The 18,074-nt window shown below is 68.6% G+C and carries 15 protein-coding genes; 11 read left to right on the top strand and 4 right to left on the bottom strand.

Annotated features, from left to right (window positions below; genetic code table 11):
- Nucleotides 1-4: 4 nt before the first annotated feature.
- A complete protein-coding gene (locus HDC31_RS15695; protein WP_113680992.1) occupies nt 5-844 on the top strand; it encodes a nitroreductase family protein in 840 nt (279 codons plus the stop codon).
- Here HDC31_RS15695 and HDC31_RS15700 read toward each other — a convergent pair.
- A complete protein-coding gene (locus tag HDC31_RS15700; RefSeq protein WP_179516320.1) occupies nt 813-2,339 on the bottom strand; it encodes an FAD-dependent oxidoreductase in 1,527 nt (508 codons plus the stop codon). The two genes, HDC31_RS15695 and HDC31_RS15700, sit on opposite strands and share 32 nt — an antisense overlap.
- Nucleotides 2,340-2,426: 87 nt before the next feature.
- Here HDC31_RS15700 and HDC31_RS15705 point away from each other — a divergent pair, with 87 nt between their 5' ends.
- From HDC31_RS15705 to HDC31_RS15745, 9 genes are all read left to right on the top strand, one after another.
- Complete coding sequence (locus tag HDC31_RS15705) at nt 2,427-2,801, top strand: CrcB family protein (RefSeq protein WP_113681463.1); 375 nt, start codon at nt 2,427-2,429, stop codon at nt 2,799-2,801.
- Nucleotides 2,798-3,157, top strand: coding sequence for a CrcB family protein (locus HDC31_RS15710; protein WP_113681462.1), 360 nt, complete (start codon nt 2,798-2,800; stop codon nt 3,155-3,157). Before HDC31_RS15705 ends, HDC31_RS15710 begins: the two co-directional genes overlap by 4 nt.
- A gap of 177 nt (nt 3,158-3,334) precedes the next feature.
- Nucleotides 3,335-4,603, top strand: coding sequence for a sugar ABC transporter substrate-binding protein (locus HDC31_RS15715; protein WP_113681461.1), 1,269 nt, complete (start codon nt 3,335-3,337; stop codon nt 4,601-4,603).
- 4 nt (nt 4,604-4,607) lie between these two features.
- Nucleotides 4,608-5,567 (top strand): carbohydrate ABC transporter permease, encoded by a 960-nt coding sequence (locus HDC31_RS15720; RefSeq protein ID WP_179516322.1) that lies wholly within the window; start codon nt 4,608-4,610, stop codon nt 5,565-5,567.
- Nucleotides 5,560-6,447 (top strand): carbohydrate ABC transporter permease, encoded by an 888-nt coding sequence (locus tag HDC31_RS15725; protein ID WP_017204308.1) that lies wholly within the window; start codon nt 5,560-5,562, stop codon nt 6,445-6,447. The genes HDC31_RS15720 and HDC31_RS15725 overlap by 8 nt, the downstream gene beginning before the upstream one ends.
- 3 nt (nt 6,448-6,450) lie before the next feature.
- The gene (locus HDC31_RS15730) at nt 6,451-7,506 is read left to right on the top strand and encodes a LacI family DNA-binding transcriptional regulator (RefSeq protein ID WP_113680311.1); all 1,056 of its coding nucleotides are present in this window, start codon (nt 6,451-6,453) and stop codon (nt 7,504-7,506) included.
- A gap of 42 nt (nt 7,507-7,548) precedes the next feature.
- Nucleotides 7,549-8,730 carry a Gfo/Idh/MocA family protein gene (locus tag HDC31_RS15735; RefSeq protein WP_211368779.1) on the top strand — a complete coding sequence of 394 codons (1,182 nt, stop codon included), beginning with the start codon at nt 7,549-7,551 and terminating at the stop codon, nt 8,728-8,730.
- A 152-nt stretch (nt 8,731-8,882) separates the two neighbouring features.
- Entirely contained in the window at nt 8,883-9,470 is a 588-nt protein-coding gene (locus HDC31_RS15740) for a TetR/AcrR family transcriptional regulator (protein ID WP_113680313.1), read from the top strand.
- A gap of 16 nt (nt 9,471-9,486) precedes the next feature.
- Nucleotides 9,487-12,699, top strand: a complete 3,213-nt coding sequence (locus HDC31_RS15745; RefSeq protein WP_179516323.1) for an efflux RND transporter permease subunit — start codon at nt 9,487-9,489, stop codon at nt 12,697-12,699.
- A gap of 158 nt (nt 12,700-12,857) precedes the next feature.
- Here the strand turns inward: HDC31_RS15745 and HDC31_RS15750 are convergent, their stop codons facing one another.
- Complete coding sequence (locus tag HDC31_RS15750; RefSeq protein WP_179516324.1) at nt 12,858-13,754, bottom strand: aldose 1-epimerase family protein; 897 nt, start codon at nt 13,752-13,754, stop codon at nt 12,858-12,860.
- A gap of 295 nt (nt 13,755-14,049) precedes the next feature.
- Here HDC31_RS15750 and HDC31_RS15755 point away from each other — a divergent pair, with 295 nt between their 5' ends.
- Nucleotides 14,050-16,281 carry a DEAD/DEAH box helicase gene (locus tag HDC31_RS15755; RefSeq protein WP_179516325.1) on the top strand — a complete coding sequence of 744 codons (2,232 nt, stop codon included), beginning with the start codon at nt 14,050-14,052 and terminating at the stop codon, nt 16,279-16,281.
- Between the two features lie 72 nt (nt 16,282-16,353).
- Here HDC31_RS15755 and HDC31_RS15760 read toward each other — a convergent pair whose 3' ends face one another.
- Nucleotides 16,354-16,893 (bottom strand): YaeQ family protein, encoded by a 540-nt coding sequence (locus HDC31_RS15760; protein ID WP_113681460.1) that lies wholly within the window; start codon nt 16,891-16,893, stop codon nt 16,354-16,356.
- Between the two features lie 47 nt (nt 16,894-16,940).
- On the bottom strand, nt 16,941-18,020 hold the full coding sequence (locus HDC31_RS15765; protein ID WP_113681459.1) for an Rv2578c family radical SAM protein: 1,080 nt from the start codon (nt 18,018-18,020) through the stop codon (nt 16,941-16,943).
- Between the last annotated feature and the right edge of the window lie 54 nt (nt 18,021-18,074).

Genomic DNA, 18,074 nt, shown 5'->3' on the forward strand with positions numbered 1-18,074 from the left:
ACGCATGGAGCTGCTCGACGCCATCCGCCGCCGTAAGACCACGAACGGCGCGTTCCTGCCCGACCCGGTCTCCGAAGAGCATCAGCGCATCCTTCTCGAGGCGGCGGGGCGTGCGCCGTCGCAGCTGAACAGTCAGCCCTGGCGGTTCGTCGTGATCGAGAGCCGAGACACGATCGAGCAGATCGCCCGCATCTCCGGCGAGAGCATGACCGAGGCGATGTCGAACGGCACCTTCTTCGAGCGCTACAAGCCGTACTTCCGCTTCAGTCAGGCCGAGATGGAGGAGAAGCGCAGCGGCATGCTGTTCGACAAGCTGCCCGCAGCGCTCCGACCGTTCACGAGCCAGGTGTTCACCAAGCGCGGCCAGACGCTGATGAACACGTTCGGAGTGCCGAAGACCCTCGGAGCCGAGAACCGGAAGCTCGTCGCGGGATCACCACTGCTGCTGGGCGTCATGCTCGATCGCAGCGAGTACCGACCGGGACAGCTGTCGTCGTTCTACTCGGTGTTCAGCATGGGCGCGGCGATGGAGAACGTGTGGCTCACGACAGTCGAGCTCGGCATGGGCATCCAGTTCATCTCGTTCCCGATGGAGGTGCCGGGGCGTTGGGACGAGATCGTCGAGCTGCTGCGCGTGCCCGACGACCTCGAGCTCATGGCCGTCTACCGGCTGGGCTACCTGCCGCCGGAGCAGCGTCGTCCTGCGATCGACTGGTCGAGCAGCCAGCGCAAACTCGTGTCGCAGTACGTGTTCCGCGAGAACGGCGAGACGCCGCAGCAGGGGTGGGACGGCCCGCCCCCTTCGGCCGACGTCACTCCGGGTCCGCCGACGACAGCGGGGTGAGGTCGCGGAGCGCCGGACCCTCGATGCGCGTCCCGTCCGGGGCGAAGCGCGATGCGTGCAGGGGGCAGTCCCAGGTGCAGTCCGCGTCGTTCCAGCTGAGGACTCCGCCGAGGTGCGTGCACACGGCGCCCACCGCCCGGGTCACGCCGTCGACGGTGGAGACCGCGACCGGACGCCCCGCGCGATTCGCGACCACCCCTTCGCCCTCCGCGGGCTGAGGGACCGGCGTGCGGCGCCGTTCCGCGTCCACCCACCCGGAGGCGAGGGCGGCAGCGACCTTTCCGCCCTCCACGGCGCCGCGACCGAGGTCGGCGGGAACCGTCAGGCGCGTGCCGATCGTCGTGACCCAGGTGGGGCGATCGCGCCGCGGTGTGCCGAGAATCTCGGAGGTGAGGCGCTGGGCCGCGGCGGGCGCATTGGACAGACCCCACTTGGCGTAGCCGGTCGCGAAGCGGATGCGGCCGAGGCCACGGGGCATCGACCCGACGAACGGGATGAGGTCGTGCGACTCGTAGTCCTGTGCCGACCACCGATGCGTCTCCTCGGCACCGGGGAAATGCAGCTGCGCCCAGGCGACGAGGTCCTCCACCGCTGCCGCCTCGCTGTCGGACCGGCCGACCGGATGGCCGTTGCCTCCGACCACGAGCCGGGCTCCGCTGCCTGGGCCATCCGCCACCGTCACGGGACGGATCGACCGGGTGGGTCTGTCGACCGAGAGGAATGTGCCCTCCGGCACATCGCCGGGAACGCGGAACGACACGCAGTACGACCGGAGCCCCCGCACCTTGGCGAAGTAGAGCCCGCGGTCCGTGATGGGCGTGCCGGTCGCGAGCACGATGTGTTCGGCGAAGAGCGGTCCCTGTGCGGTGTCGACGCGCCCGGCGAACGCCTTGGTCCCCGTCGCCCTGACGCCTGTGTGCAGAGTCCCGCCCGAGGCGAGCAGCTCCGCGGCCAGCGCCACCGCGACGGCGACGGGATCGATGGCGACCTGATCGTCCAGCGCCACTGCGGCCGCCACGGGGAACGGGGTGGGCGGGAGCTCGGTGGGCGACAGCACCCTGGCAGGCAGACCCGCCTCACGAGCGGCGGCATGCTGCTCGTCCACCGTGTCGATGCCGTCAGGGCCCTGGGCGTAGGAATGGTCCGTGTGGCGGGTGAACGGAACACCCGAGAGCTCGGCGAATGCGAGCAGCCATTCCATTCCCGAGCGGTTGGCATCCACGTAGGCGCGCACGAGCTCTGCCGGATGGTGTCGACGGATCGTCGCGAGCTGCGCGCCCTGCAGCAGGGACAGCTTTCCGGTGTTCGCACCGCTGGCGAGCTCGGCTATCCCGCCGGCGTCGATCACCGCCACGTCGAGGCCCGCTCTGGTGAGCATGACCGCCGTCGAGAGCCCGGTGAGCCCCGCGCCCACGATCACGACGTCATGGCGCGCGCCGGACTCGAGAGGTGTTCCGGTCGGCAGGGTCCGGTCGAACTTCCACAGGGGATTCATGCGCTCAGTCAACGCGGCGCGCATCCCGGTATCCACCGCCTTGACATCCGGACGGTCCGCTGTCAGGCGGCGACTACAGTGGCGGACGTGAACCTTCGCCGCATCCTCCTGGTCGCCGCCGGCGGCACGGCGGGAACTGCGGCACGGCTCGGGCTGGGGCTCATGCTGCCGGATGTCGGGGGCTTCCCCGTGGCCGTGCTGGTCGCCAACGTCCTCGGGGCCCTCCTGATCGGACTGCTGGCCGCGCGCCTGCCCGCCACAGCCGAGCTCCGACTCGCGCTCGGCACCGGCGTGCTCGGCGGCTTCACCACCTACAGCGCCTTCATGACGGGCACCCTCTCCCTGTGGGCGGACGCGCCTGTCATCGCCGTCGCCTATGCGGTCGGCAGTCTCACGCTCGGGCTCGCCGCGGCGGCTCTGGGACTGCGTCTCGGTCGGCCGCGCGCGGGAGGGGCATCGTGAGTCCGCTCCTCTTCATCGGTGCAGCGCTCGCCGGAGGGGTGGGCGCGGTGCTGCGCTACCTCGTCGATCTCGGGGTCGCCCGCTTCACGGGCCGCCGTTTCCCCTGGGGCATCCTCCTCGTCAACCTCAGCGGCTCGTTCGCGCTCGGAGTCGTCGCCACTGCGCTGCCCGACGCGGCCTTCCTCCTCGGGGCGGGGCTGCTCGGTGGGTACACGACCTTCAGCACGGCGATGCTCGACACGGTCGCCCTGTGGCGTGACGGAGAGCGCCCGGCGTCGGCCTTCAACGCGGTCGGGATGCTGTTGCTCGGTCTGCTCGCCGCGGCTCTCGGTCTGGCTCTCGGTTCCGTTCTGTAGTCGTCGGGCCTTCCCGCATCGCGCATCCGCCCCCCGGCGATCGGACCATTCGCGCGATTCGAACGACTCGATGGTTGCGGGGGTGTCAACCTCGGGGTACTCTCCTTGTTAATCGATTAGCGCTAAACGATTAACAACCGTGAATCCGCGCACCGTGCACTGTCGAAGGAGACACCGATGCCCCGTACGACCCGCCGCGCTCTCGGCGCCATCGCCGCGTCAGCCGCAGCCGTTCTCGCCCTCAGCGCCTGCTCGTCCGGAACCGGGGGAGGGAGCTCGGACGGCGAGGTCACCCTGAGCTACGCCATCTGGGACGAGAACCAGAAGCCTGCGATGGAGGACATCGCCGCGGCGTTCACGAAGGAGCACCCGAACGTCACGATCGACATCCAGGTCACGCCGTACAAGGAGTACTTCACCAAGCTGCAGACTGCCGCGACCGGTGGTTCGGCGGCCGACGTGTTCTGGATGAACGGTCCGAACTTCCAGCTGTACGCCTCGAACGGTCAGCTCGCCCCCCTCGACGACGGCGGGATCGACGCGGCCGACTACCCGCAGGGCCTGATCGACCTCTACACCTACGACGGGAAGCTCTACGGGGCACCGAAGGACTTCGACACCGTCGCCCTCTGGTACAACAAGGCGCTGTTCGACGCGGCCGGAGTGGGATATCCGTCGGCGGGCTGGACGTGGGACGACTTCTCCGCCGCGGCCGCGAAGCTCACCGATCCTGCCACGGGGCAGTTCGGAGTCGCGGCAAGCCAGTACGGGCAGGAGAACTTCTACAACTCGATCGCACAGGCCGGTGGTGAGGTGATCTCCGCCGACGGCACAAAGAGCGGCTACGGGTCGCCCGAGGCGCTCGCCGGTATCGAGCTGTGGACCGACCTGATCGCCGCAGGATCGTCGCCAACGGCGCAGCAGATGACCGACACCAACCCCGAGGACTTCTTCCTCTCCGGCAAGGTCGCCATGTTCCAGAACGGATCGTGGGCGGCTATCGCCTACGCGGACAACGCCGACATCGGCGGCAGCGTCGACGTGGCCCCGCTTCCCGCCGGAGCAGAAGGCAACCAGAGCGTGATCCACGGCGTCGGCAACGTCGCCAATGCCAAGAGCGCGCACCTCGCCGAGGCCAAGCAGTTCGCCGAGTTCGCCTCCGGCGAGCAGGCGGCGAAGATCCAGGCCGAGACCGGCACCGTGATCCCCGCCTTCGACGGCACCCAGCAGGCGTGGGTCGATGCGTTGCCGCAGTACGACCTGCAGGTCTACATCGACGCGCTCGACGACGCCGTCCCCTACCCGGCATCGAAGAACACGTCGGCCTGGACGAGCATCGAGAGCGAGGTGCTCTCGCAGGTATGGTCGGGGGCGGTCGCCCCGGAGGAGGGTCTCCAGGACCTCGCCGAGCAGATGCAGGCGGCACTGGACGCCGAGCAGGAGTGATCGCATGACCGTCATCGCGCCACGCGCGGTCGAGACGGCGGGGCGGATGCCGGCGACCCCGGCATCCGCCCCCCGCCGCCGTCGACGGAGCCCAGCGGCCTCGGCCTGGTGGGCGCTGGTGTTCCTCGGCCCCACCGCCCTGGGCATCGCCGTCTTCTACCTCTGGCCGACCGTCCGCACGCTCATCATCTCGTTCACGAAGTCCGGCCCGTTCGGAGGGGCCGAGTGGGTGGGCCTCGACAACTACACGCGCCTGTTCCAGGACCCCGAGCTGATCGGAGCCCTGCGCAACACCGCGATCTACACGGTCATCGCGCTCATCGGCATCCCGCTCGCCGTGGGCATCGCCGCCCTGCTGAACACCACGGGGCTCAAGGGCCGCAGCGCCTATCGCACGCTGTACTTCATCCCCGTGGTCACCATGCCCGCGGCGATCGCGCTGGTCTGGCGAATGATCTACAACGGCGATTACGGCGTGCTGAACGCCGCGCTCGCCGCCGTCGGCATCGAGGGGCGCAGCTGGCTCACCGATCCGAACACGGCCCTGATCGCGATCGCCGTCGTCGGCATCTGGGCGGGACTCGGCACGAACATCGTCATCTTCCTCGCCGGGCTCCAGGGCATCCCCGACACGATCATGGAGGCGGCTGACCTGGATGGCGCCGGTCCCGTGCGCAAGTTCTTCTCCATCACGATCCCACTGCTGTCGCCGTCGATCTTCTTCGTCAGCGTCATCAGCGTGATCGGGGCGCTGCAGGTGTTCGACCTGATCTACATGATGCTCGGACGCAGCAATCCCGCGATGCCGAACACCCGCACCGTCGTCTACCTCTTCTACGAAGCGGGGTTCCTCGACAACGACCGCGGCTATGCGGCCGCCGTGGCCTTCCTGCTGCTGGTGATCATCCTGATCCTCACGATCGTGCAGTTCCGTCTGCAGAAGAAGTGGGTGCACTATGAGTGACGTTTCCCTCGACACACGCGCCATCGTGGGCGCGAAGCCCGCGCGCTCCGGGGCGGGGAAGCCCAAGAACCGCGGTCTCTGGATCGTGCACCTCGTGCTCCTCGTCGGCGCAGTGCTGATGGTCTTCCCGTTCGTCTGGCAGCTGCTCACCTCGTTCAAGACGCTGTCCGACTCGGTGCAGGTGCCGCCGTCGTTCCTGCCGCGCGAGTGGGTGTTCACCAACTTCGCTGAGGTGTTCGACTCGATGCCGTTCGCGCAGATGTTCCTGAACTCCGTGTGGCTCACGGTCGGGCGCACGGTGGGTCAGGTGGTGCTCTGCACCATGGCGGGCTATGCGTTCGCGCGCATCCCGTTCCCCGGCCGCAACGCCCTGTTCGTGGTGTTCCTCTCGGTGCTGATGGTGCCGTCACAGCTGTACCTGCTGCCGCAGTACGAGATCATCCAGTCGCTCGGCTGGCTCAACACGCTGCAGGCGCTCATCGTGCCCGGCATCTTCAGCGCTTTCGGGACCTTCCTGATGCGACAGTTCTTCATGTCGATGCCCGCCGAGCTCGAGGAAGCCGCACGCATCGACGGCGCGAATCCGTGGCAGACCTTCTGGCGCATCATGGTTCCGCTCGCGAAGCCTGGCATCATCGCACTTGTGGTGTTCACTGTGCTGTGGTCCTGGAACGATCTGCTCTGGCCGTTGATCGTGACGACCGATCCCGCCAAGATGCCGCTGTCGGTGGGCCTGTCGCAGCTGGTCGGCATCCACGGCACGGACTATCCGGTGCTGATGGCGGGCGCGCTGCTGGCGACGCTGCCGATGCTGGTGACCTTCATGGTGCTGCAGCGACAGTTCATCCAGGGCATCGCGTTCAGCGGATCGAAGGGCTGAGACATGGCGAAGAGCGAGCACCAGGCGCCCCGAAGGCCGACGCTGCGGATGGTCGCCGAACGGGCGGGAGTGTCGACGGCGACGGTGTCTTACGTGTTCTCCGGTCGGTCGGGGACGAACGGGGCCGGTGTCGCCGAAGCCACGGCGGCGCGGGTGCTGGCGGCCGCCGACGAGCTGAACTACCGACCGAACAGCGCGGCCCGGGCGATCCGCACCGGACGCAGCGGCATGGTGCAGCTCTCGCTGCACATGCTGAGCGACCCGTGGTCCCTGGCGGTGGCCGATGCCGTGAACGCCGAGGCGAACAGGCACGGGCTCACCACGCTGATCCTCGCCGACGGCGACTGGCACGCGGCCCTCGACCGGGTCGAGAGCGACGTAGCCTACCTCGACGGCGTGGGTCTCGACGATGCGGCGCGGAAGAACCTCGCCGACCTCGTGCGCCGCGGACAGCGCCTCGTGGTGTTCTCCGAGCATCTCGACCCGGACGGCTTCGACGTCATCCGCTCCGACGCGATCCCCGGTTGCGAGATCGCGATGGATCATCTGCTGGAGACGCACACCGCGATCGGGTGCATCGCCGCGGAGGGGGCGGTGCGCCTCGCCGACGAGCAGATCACCCGCTACACGCCGTATGTCGAGAAGCTCGCTGCCGCCGGCATCGTTCCCGATCCTGCGTGGACGGTGACCTACGCCGACACCCAGGCGAGCGCCTTCACCGCTGCGGTCGAGCTGCTGTCCGGCGAGAACCGGCCGCATGCCGTGTACGCCACGACCGACTTCGCAGCGATCGCCACGATCAATGCCGCGCACATGCTCGGCCTCCGCGTGCCGCACGATGTCGCGGTGGTGGGGGTCGGCAACACCCCGGACGCCCGCCTGATCGCGCCGACCCTCACGACCGTCGGTCCGACCGACTTCTACGAGCGGCAGGCGCGCATCATCGTCGACCGCGCCCTCGAGACCGACCCCACACCGGGGCGCCTGCACGACTTCGCGTGGACGCTCTTCCCCGGCGGCTCGACCGACCTCGACGCCCCCGCACCGCGGGCCCGTTGACCCTCGGCATCCCGCAAAGACTCATCACACAGAAGGACCATCGTGGATCTCCAGATCGGCATCATCGGCTTCGGCGCGCGCTCGACACTCCAGGAAGAGGTGCATCGACCGGGGCACGGCTCGCGCATCTCCGCCGTGTGCGACCTCGCCCCGCGTGCCCGGGAGGACGCCCGCCTGCTCGTGCCGGACGCGCTCATCACCGACTCGCTCGACGAGCTGCTCTCCTCGGGCGTCGACGCCGTCATGGTGCTCACCCCCGACGACACGCACGCCGCGCTCAGCATCCGCGCGCTCGAAGCCGGCGTGCCGGTGTTCTGCGAGAAACCCCTCGCGATCGACCTCGCCGACGCCGACCGCATGCTCGAGACCGCACGCCGTACCGGCACCGGGCTCTACATCGGCCACAACATGCGGCACATGCCCGTCATCACACTGATGCGCGGGCTGATCCAGAGCGGCCGCATCGGTCAGGTCAAGGCCGTCTGGGTGCGCCACTTCGTCGGGCACGGCGGCGACTTCTACTTCAAGGACTGGCACGCCGACCGTCGCCGCACCACCGGGCTGCTGCTGCAGAAGGGCGCCCACGACATCGACATCATCCACTGGCTCGCCGGCGCCTACAGCGAGCGTGTCTCGGCGATGGGCGCGCTCAGCGTGTACGGCGACATCACCGACCGGCGTGACCGCACCGGCGAGCGGATGCCGGACTGGTTCAGCATGGACAACTGGCCGCCGACCGCGCTGACGGGACTGCACCCGGTGGTGGACGTCGAGGACATCTCGATGGTGAACATGCAGCTGGAGGGCGGGATCTTCGCGTCATACCAGCAGTGTCATTTCACGCCCGACTACTGGCGCAACTACACCGTGATCGGCACCGAGGGTCGCATCGAGAACTTCGGCGACGTGGCCGGCAGTGAGGTCAAGCTGTGGAATCGGCGTCATGCCGGAGCGGCGGCGGCCGACGAGACCTTCATCGTCCCGGAGGTGCCAGACGCCGGGCACGACGGTGCGGACGCCCTGCTCGTCGCGGAGTTCCTGCGCTTCGTGCGGCACGGCGGACTAACCGAGACGTCGCCCGTCGCGGCCCGCGAGGCCGTCGCCGCCGGCATCCTCGCCACCGCGTCGCTGCGTGGCGACGGATCGGCGATCGAGGTTCCGCCGTTGGATCCCGAGCTCGTCGCCTACTTCGAGCGCGGGCAGGTCGAGGCCGCGCTGGTCTGAACCCACCCGTCTTCGAATCGCGCAACGGGGGGCATCGGCAGCTCGGATCGAACCATGTGCGCGATTCGAAACGCTGGGGCGACGCCGCCTCCCAGCGTCTTCACAATCCTGAAATGTACAAACGTACATGTACGGATGTCCAAGGGGGCGGGATGAAGCACGGGGAGCGTCGGCGACGTGACCCTGAGGCGCGCCGTCGGGAGATCGTGACCGCGACCGCCGAGCTCATCGTCGAGGTGGGTGCCGAAGCGGTCACACACCGTATGGTGGCCGCGCGTGCCGGGGTGCCTCTCGGGGCGACGACGCAGTACTTCGACACCCTCGACGACCTCAGGGCTGCCGCGTTCCGCGCCCTCGCGGAAGAGGTCGATGCCCGCCTCGACGGAGTGCGTCAGACCATCGCCGAACGCGGCGACACGCCCGACGTCATCGCTGCCCTCGTGTTCGAGAGCATGGACGACCATCACGCCGTGCAGGCCGACCGTGCGGTGGTCACCGCCGCCGTGCACGACCCCCGCCTGCGCGATCTCGCTCGTCATCTGTCGGACCGCCTGGTCGATCTGCTCACGCCCACCTATGGCGAAGACCGTGCCAGAGCGGCGATGATCTTCATCGACGGCGTCATGTGGAGCACGCAGATCCGCGACGACCGCCTTGCCCAGTCCTTCATCGAGTCCGCACTGGCGCGGATCCTCGGAGATTCCGTCTCCACCCCCTCCGCAGCGACAGCCACACCCTGACACCGAGGAAACCGCCTTGTCGAAACTCGCCATCCTGAGCCTCAAGAACCGCGCGCTCATCGCGCTGATCACCATCGTCGCGGCGGTGTTCGGCGGCCTCGCGCTCACGAACCTCAAGCAGGAGCTCATCCCCTCGCTCGAGCTGCCGGCGCTCGTCGTCATGACGACCTACCCCGGCGCATCGCCCGAGGTCGTCGAGAACGACGTGTCCACCCCGGTGGAAGCGGCGATCCAGGGCGTCCCCGGCCTGGAGTCGACGACGGCGACGAGCACCACGAACGCGTCGATCGTGCAGGCGATGTTCGCCTACGGCACGAACCTCGCCACGGCAGAGCAGAAGATCCAGCAGGCGATCAACCGCATCTCGTCCCAGCTGCCGGAGGATGTGACGCCGCAGGTGCTGTCGGTCTCCATCGACGACTTCCCCGTGATCCAGGTGGCCGTCACCGGGTTCGAGGACGCGGACAACGCCCAGGCCCAGCTCGAATCCGTCGCGATCCCCGAACTCGAAGACGTCGACGGCGTCAACGCGGCCGAGATCGTGGGCGGGGTCGGTCAGCGCATCAGCATCACGCCCGACGTGGCGAAGCTCGCTGCTGCCGGCCAGAGCACCTCGGCGATCAACGACGCACTCGACCAGAACGGCACGCTGTTCCCCGGTGGCGACATCACCGAGAACGGTCAGACGCTGACGGTGCAGACGGGCGCGAAGATCACCTCGGTCGAGGAGATCGCCGCCCTTCCGCTGGTGGGCAGCGACGTCACGATCGGCGATGTCGCGACGGTCGTGCAGGAGTCCGATCCCGTCACCTCCATCTCCCGTGTCGACGGCAAGGATGCGCTGTCGATCTCGATCACGAAGCTCCCGGCCGCGAACACCGTGGAGGTGTCCAACGGCGTGATCGCCGCGCTCGACACGATCGGCGACGCCTTCCCGGACGCGACCTTCACGGTGATCTTCGACCAGGCGCCGTTCATCGTGCAGTCGATCGAGACGCTCGCCACCGAGGGAATGCTCGGCCTGGTGTTCGCGGTGCTCGTGATCCTCGTCTTCCTGATGTCGGTGCGCTCCACCCTCGTCACCGCGATCTCGATCCCCACCAGCGTGCTCATCACCTTCATCGGGCTGCAGGCGTTCGGCTACTCGCTGAACGTGCTCACCCTCGGTGCGCTCACGATCGCGATCGGTCGAGTGGTCGACGACTCCATCGTCGTGATCGAGAACATCAAACGTCACTACGTGGGCGATGCCGACAAGGGCGATGCGATCCGCCTCGCGGTGCGCGAGGTCGCGATGGCGATCACGGCGTCCACCATCACGACCGTGGCGGTCTTCCTGCCGATCGTCTTCGTCGGCGACATGGTCGGCGAGCTCTTCCGGCCGTTCGCGATGACCGTGACGATCGCGATGGTCGCCTCGCTCCTCGTAGCCCTGACGATCGTGCCGGTGCTCGCCTACTGGTTCCTCAAGCCGGGCAAGCCGTTGCTCGACGAGCACGGCGACGCGATCGACCCAGAGCACCCCGACGCTCCGCCGACGTGGCTGCAGCGGCAGTACCGGCCGATCCTGGGCTGGACGCTCAAGCACTCCGGTGTCACGGTGATCCTGGCGGTCGTCGTGCTCGGCGCCACGCTCGCCGCAGCGCCGCTGATGAAGGTCAACTTCCTCGGCGACTCCGGCCAGAACACCATGACGATCACACAGGACCTCGGCCCGACGGCGAGTCTGCAGGCCAAGTCGGATGCGGCGGTGGCAGTCGAAGACGCCCTGCTCGACATCGACGGCATCGAGCACGTACAGGCCTCGATCGGCACCAGCGGTTCGGCGCTCAGCGACGCCTTCTCGGGCGGTGCGGGCGTCACGTACTCGGTGCTCACCGATTCGAACGCCGATCAGGAGAAGCTCCGCGCGGATGTGCAGGATGCGATCGACGGCCTCGGTGACGAGGTCGGGGATGTCGCGGTCTCGGCCTCGGCCGGCTTCGGATCGAGCGACATCGAGATCACGGTCAGCGCCTCGGACTCGGACGACCTCCAGACGGCGACCACCGCGCTGGTCAAGGAACTCGACGGGAAGGACGGCGTCGGCCAGGTGAGCGACAACCTCGCCGCGTCGCTGCCGTACATCGCCGTCGTGGTCGACCGGGAAGCCGCCGCGCAACGAGGACTCTCGGAGGTCGCGGTCGGTGCCATCGTCTCGGGCACCATGCGCCCGCAGCAGGCCGGATCCGTCGAGATCGACGACACCGCGCTGACGGTCTACATCGTGACTCCGAACCCACCGACCACGGTCGATGCGCTCAAGCAGCTCACCATCCCGACGCCCGCCGGCATCGTGCAGCTGCAGGACATCGCGACCGTCGAGCAGCAGAACGGACCCACCTCGATCACCACGGAGCAGGGCCGTCGTACTGCGACGATCACCGTGCCGCCGGCGTCCGACAACCTCGCCACGGCCACGCAGTCGGTGAACACCGCGCTCGCGGCGGTCGACCTGCCCGACGGTGCATCCGCCGAGGTGGGCGGTGTCGCGTCCCAGCAGGCCGACTCGTTCTCGCAGCTGGGGCTGGCGATGCTCGCGGCGATCCTGATCGTCTACGTGGTCATGGTCGCGACCTTCAAGTCGCTGCGCCAGCCGCTGCTGCTGCTCATCTCGGTGCCGTTCGCGGCGACCGGGGCGATCCTGCTGCAGATCATCACGGGTGTGCCGCTCGGCGTCGCGTCGTTGATCGGCGTGCTGATGCTCATCGGCATCGTGGTGACGAACGCGATCGTGCTCGTCGACCTCGTGAACCAGTACCGGGAGAAGGGTCTGTCGACGATCGAGGCGGTCAAGGCCGGTGGGGAGAAGCGTCTGCGGCCGATCCTCATGACGGCGCTCGCGACGATCCTGGCTCTGACTCCGATGGCGCTCGGCATCACGGGCCACGGCGGCTTCATCTCGCAGCCCCTCGCGATCGTCGTGATCGGCGGCCTGATCTCGTCGACCGTGTTGACGCTGATCGTGCTGCCGACGCTGTACAACCTCGTCGAGGGTGCCAAGGAGCGCCGCGCTGCCCGCAAGGCCGGGGGCTCGGATGCCGGTGCGGCGCCCGCTCCGGACGCCCCGACCGATCCCGCCGCACCTGCCGCCGCGACGGGCCCGGGTTCCCCGGTGCTGATCGACGCGTCCGGCCTGCCGCACGCGCCGCAGCTCACACGGCGTGAGCTGCGGGAGCGCGGGGAGTAGAGCACGCTCCCGGCTCCGTCCGGCTGAAACGGAGACCATGTGTGCCGCGCCCGGCGAGTCCCCATCCGACTCGCCGGCCGGGCGTCATTCGGTCTCCGTTTTCGCGGAGGATGCTCGCGAAGGGAGTGTGGGGCTGTCGCGGAGAGAGTGTGGGGCTGTCAGCTCAGGGTGATGCCCCAGTGCAGGGTCCAGGTCTCGTCGGGGTCGAGGCGCCGGATGCCGAGGCCGCTGTTCAGCGCATCGGCGGGCGCGGTCATGGGTTCGATCGCGACGGCCAGGCTCTGTCCGGGATAGGCGGGCGTGGTGTACACCTGCACGTAGTCGAAGCCTTCTCCCTGCCAGAGCGTGACCTGTCGGCCGTCCGGTGCGGTGAGGGAGTGACGGACGATTCCGTCAGCGTCGCGGGTCAGGTCTGCGAAGCCGGTGTCGAGGGAGACATCGCCGAGGCGTGCCCCTTCTCGCAGGGTGGCGTCGGCCGGTCGGGTGCCGGTCGGCAGCATCCGCTCGTCCGTTTCGAAGGCGGTCTCCGCGGGGATCCGCAGGACGAGGTCGTGCGGATCGACGTCGCCGATCGTGACGAAGGGGTGGGTTCCGAGAGCGACCGGGGCTGGGCCGGTCGAACGGTTGGTCAGGGTGTGCACGACATCGATGCCGTCGGCGGTGAGGGTGTACGTGACGGCGGTCTCGATCAGGTACGGGTATCCGGTCTGGGGCACGATCGTCGCGCGGAGCACCGCTGCCGTCTCGGTCTGGGCGACCTCGTAGGCGGTGAAACGCAGCAGGCCGTGGCTCGCATTGCCGAGTTTGGGCTCCGTGATGGCGAGCTGTCTGACCGTACCCGCATCGTCCCATCGGCCATCACGCACCCTGTTCGGCCACGGGGCGAGGACCACTCCGGAGCACGATGGGGTCGGAGAGTCCTCGGGATACGGCGGCACGAGGTCGACGCCCCCGATGCGCAGCGAACGGAGGGAGGCGCCGACCTGAGCGATCTGGGCGGTGACGTCGCCGAGCTGCAGGGCGATCTGGGTGCCGGTGGGGGAGACGGAAATCACTCCCTCAGCGTAGAGGCACCCGGTCGGCACCGGGGGTCTGTGCGGTCTCTCAGGAGCGTCGGCTACACTTGAACGGTCGGCTTCGGACACCCGCGCGTTGGCGCGGACGTTTTATGTGTGTGAAGTGTGAGTCCAGGGGCCGATGGTGAGCGTCGATCGACGCAAATCAACCATCACATGAATGGCCCCGGCCGCTGACAGTCCGGAACCCCGCTGGTCGCATCCGACCACGCGCTGGGTGCTCGCGCGTGTGCGCGGCGCTGTTCTCGTGCGAGAACTCAGAAAGAACACCGCAATGCCGAAGAACAAGAAGCCCCGCGGCGGGCGTCCCGCCGCCAACTTCGAGCCGCGCTACGGCGCCAAGAAGACCTCCTTCCACGATCGCCACAACGGCGGGCCCGCCCGCGACGGTGCGCGCGATGAGCGCGGTGGACGCGCGGATGCCGGTGACCGCCGCTCCGCTCCCGCCGCAGGCGGATACGACCGTCGTCCGGGCAGCCGCAGCGCCGGTCACCGGGGCTACCGCCCGGCCGAGGCCGAGGGCGGTGCTCCCAAGCAGCGGTGGGGTGCGTCCGAGCGCGCAGGCCGCGATGAGGCCCGCGCGATTCGCAACCGTGCCGAGTCCGGGCGCCGTGAGGCTCCGCACCACCGCAACGACGACCGCTCCGAGCGCCCTCGCTACAACGACCGTCCCAGCGCCGGCGGCCGTTTCGACGACCGTCCGCGTCGCGATGACCGTGGCGGACAGCGTCCGACCGGCCCCGGCACCTACCGTGACGACCGTGGCGGAGACCGCCCCCGGTATGACCGTGACGACCGTGCGCGTCGCGACGACCGCGGTGCCGGCACCCAGCGTCAGGGCTTCCGCGACAACGACCACCGCGATGGCGGACGTCCGGTTCGGGACGATCGCCGTGGCGGCGAGCGTCCCCGCTTCAACGACCGCGGCAACGACCGTCCCCGGTTCGAGCGCGACGAGCGTCCGCGGCGCGACGACCGCAGCTTCGACCGCACCCGCTCGAACGACCGTGGCGCCGAGCGCCCCGAGCGTTCCTTCGACGCCGACCGCGCACGTCGTGCTTTCGACCGCGACCGCACCCAGCGTTCCTTCGAGGGTGGGCGCGAGCGTCCGTCGACCGGCGGCGCCTACCGCACCGAGCGTCCCCGTCCGCTGACCTCGGACACCCGTGGCCGCCCGGCACGCAATGAGCGCCCGAGCCGCAACGACTGGAATGCCACCAGCCGTCCGGCCTCAACCGGAGCGAAGTTCGCGCCCGGTGACGATGTCGTCCACGAGCGCCTCGAAGCGAAGTCCGTCGCGGCCGTCGAGGTCGATGGTGTGACGTTCGGCGATCTGGGTCTCGGCTCGAACATCGTCGAGACACTCGTCGGAATGGGCGCTGCGACGCCGTTCCCGATCCAGGCCGCCAGCATCCCTGCCGTGCTCGCCGGTCGCGATGTGCTCGCCCGTGGCCGCACCGGCTCCGGCAAGACCATCGCCTTCGGCGCACCGCTCGTCGAGCGTGTGCTGCAGTCGCAGGCAGGCAAGCGCCGTGAGTTCGGACGTTCGCCGCGCGCGATCATCCTCGCTCCGACCCGCGAGCTCGCGCTGCAGATCGACCGCACCATCCAGCCGATCGCGCGCAGCGTCGGCCTGTTCACCACGCAGATCTACGGTGGTGTGCCGCAGGGCCGTCAGGTGGGTGCGCTCAAGAAGGGCGTCGACATCGTGATCGGCACCCCCGGTCGCATCGAGGACCTCATCAACCAGGGCAAGCTCGACCTCTCCGACTGCCGCATCGCGGTGCTCGACGAGGCCGACCACATGTGCGAGCTCGGGTTCGTCGAACCCGTGCAGCGCATCCTCCGTCACACCGCGGAAGGCAGCCAGAAGCTGCTGTTCTCGGCGACGCTGGACCGCGAGGTCGCCGCGCTCGTCGACGAGTTCCTCGTCGACCCCGCCGTGTACGAGGTCGCAGGTGAGGACCAGGACTCCTCGACGATCGAGCACCGCGTTCTCGTGATCGAGCACCGCGACAAGGCCGACATCCTCACGTCGCTCGTCGACCGCGACGGCAAGACGCTCGTCTTCGCCCGCACCCGCGCCTACGCCGACATGCTCGCCGAGCAGTTCGACGACGCCGGGATCCCCGCCGTCTCGCTGCACGGAGACCTGAACCAGGCCAAGCGCACGCGCAACCTCGAGCGGCTGACGTCGGGTCGCGTGAACGTGCTCGTCGCCACGGACGTCGCCGCCCGCGGCATCCACGTCGACGACATCGACCTGGTCGTCCAGGCCGATGCGCCCGACGAGTACAAGACGTACCTGCACCGCTCGGGTCGCACCGGTCGTGCCGGTCGCTCGGGTCGCGTCGTCACGCTGATCACGCGCCAGCGTCAGCGCCGCATGACCGAGCTGCTCGATCGCGCCGAGATCGACGCGCCGTTCGAGAACGCCCGTCTGGACGACGACGTGATCGAGGAGATCGCCGGTCGCGTGCCGACCGCGGCCGACCTGACTGCCTGAGTCTCATTCACGAAGGCCCCGTTCTGCGCTCGCAGGCGGGGCCTTCGTCGTGCGGGGAGTGTGGGCGCGGGGTCAGGCCAGCTCGTGCACGTGCACGGCGGAAGTCAGGTTCGTGCCGTTGAGGTCGAGGTAGATCACGCCCTCGGTCACGGTGAGGGTCATGGTGTTCCGGCGCTCGATGAGGGCCGAAGCGGTCTCGATGAACCCGGGATCGAAGCTGTAGACGCGGATGTCCTCGCGGCGGTGGATGCGTTTGTCCGTCCACGGTGCCATCACCTTGGCGGGGTCGCGGTGCGTGTACACGACGGTGCGCTCGGCGAGACGGCTGCCGTGGTGCAGGCGCTCGGCATCGGGCGCGCCGATCTCGACCCAGGCCGTGATGAGCCCGGTGAGGTCGCGTACGAGCACTGCAGGTTCCTCCGTCGAGGAGATGCTGCCACCGAACGCGATACCCTCGGCGAACTCCAGCCCGTAGGCCAGCACCCGGGTGAGCATGTACGCATCGGTCTCGGACGGATGCCGGGCCGCGCGCAGCGAGTAGTCCTCGTAGACGCCGCGATCGGTGTCAGCGAGCTGCACCTCGAATGTGTGGACTGTGGAACCGATCGCCATGATCCCCGAGCCTACGCGGCCGGCGAAGGAGCGCCGGACCAGCGCTCTCAGAAGAGCATCGGCTGTGCGGGTGATGCCTCGGATCGCGCGCTGGGTGCGAATGCCACTCGAGGGCCCGACTGCACGTGACCCTGCCCCGGCCGAAGGCCTCGCCGGGGGTAGTCGTCCTCGTGGCGGCCGTCGAGTCCATGCATGCGGATTAGCGGACGAGTGCGTTTCGCGAGCCACTGTCTGTACCCCTTCGGCGCCTCGGCGGAGGCTCCCGGGTACAGGCCGCGGTACGACGAGACGAGGTCGGGGCGATTCGCGTCGAGCCACTGGAAGAACCACGGCTTCACGCCGGGTCGCAGGTGCAGGGCACCGTAGATGACCGAGCGTGCACCGGCCTCTCTGATGCGCACGAGGGCGCTGTCGATCGCGGCGAGGGAGTCGGTCATATGGGGCATGATCGGCATGAGGAAGACGGTCACGGGGAAACCCGCATCCGCCAGTGCTCGCACGGTGTCGAGGCGGGCCTGCGTCGTCGGTGCCCCCGGCTCGATGGCCTTCTGCAGGTCGTCGTCGTACATCGCGATCGACATCTGCACATCGATCGGCACACGCTGCGCGGCCTTCACGAGCAGCGGGATGTCTCGACGGATCAGCGTTCCCTTCGTGAGGATGGAGATCGGGGTTCCCGATGCGGCGAGGGCCTGGATGATCCCCGGCATGAGCTTGTAGCGGCCCTCGGCGCGCTGGTACGGATCGGTGTTTGTCCCGAGGGCGACGGTCTCGTTTTCCCAGCTGCCCTTGCGCAGCTCGCGTTCGAGCACCTCGACGACATTCACCTTCACGACGATCTGCGAGTCGAAATCGGAGCCGCCGTCGAGGTCGAGGTACTCGTGCGTGCCGCGGGCGAAGCAGTAGACGCAGGCATGGGAGCATCCGCGGTACGGGTTGATAGTCCATGCGAACGGCATGCGCGAGGCGCCGGGGACATGGTTCAGTGCCGACTTCGACAGCACCTCGTGGAACGTCATGCCCGCGAACTCGGGCGTGGTCACCGAGCGCAGAACGCTGGATCGGTCTTCGAGGCCGGGGAGCGCGGATGCATCCGTCTCGCCGAGTTTCTGTCCTTGCCACCGCATTCGACTATTCGAACAGATGACCGATCCTGATGCAAGCCGCTCTCATAACTATCT

The sequence above is a fragment of the Microbacterium sp. JAI119 genome, from assembly GCF_013410135.1.
Taxonomy (GTDB): domain Bacteria; phylum Actinomycetota; class Actinomycetes; order Actinomycetales; family Microbacteriaceae; genus Microbacterium; species Microbacterium oxydans.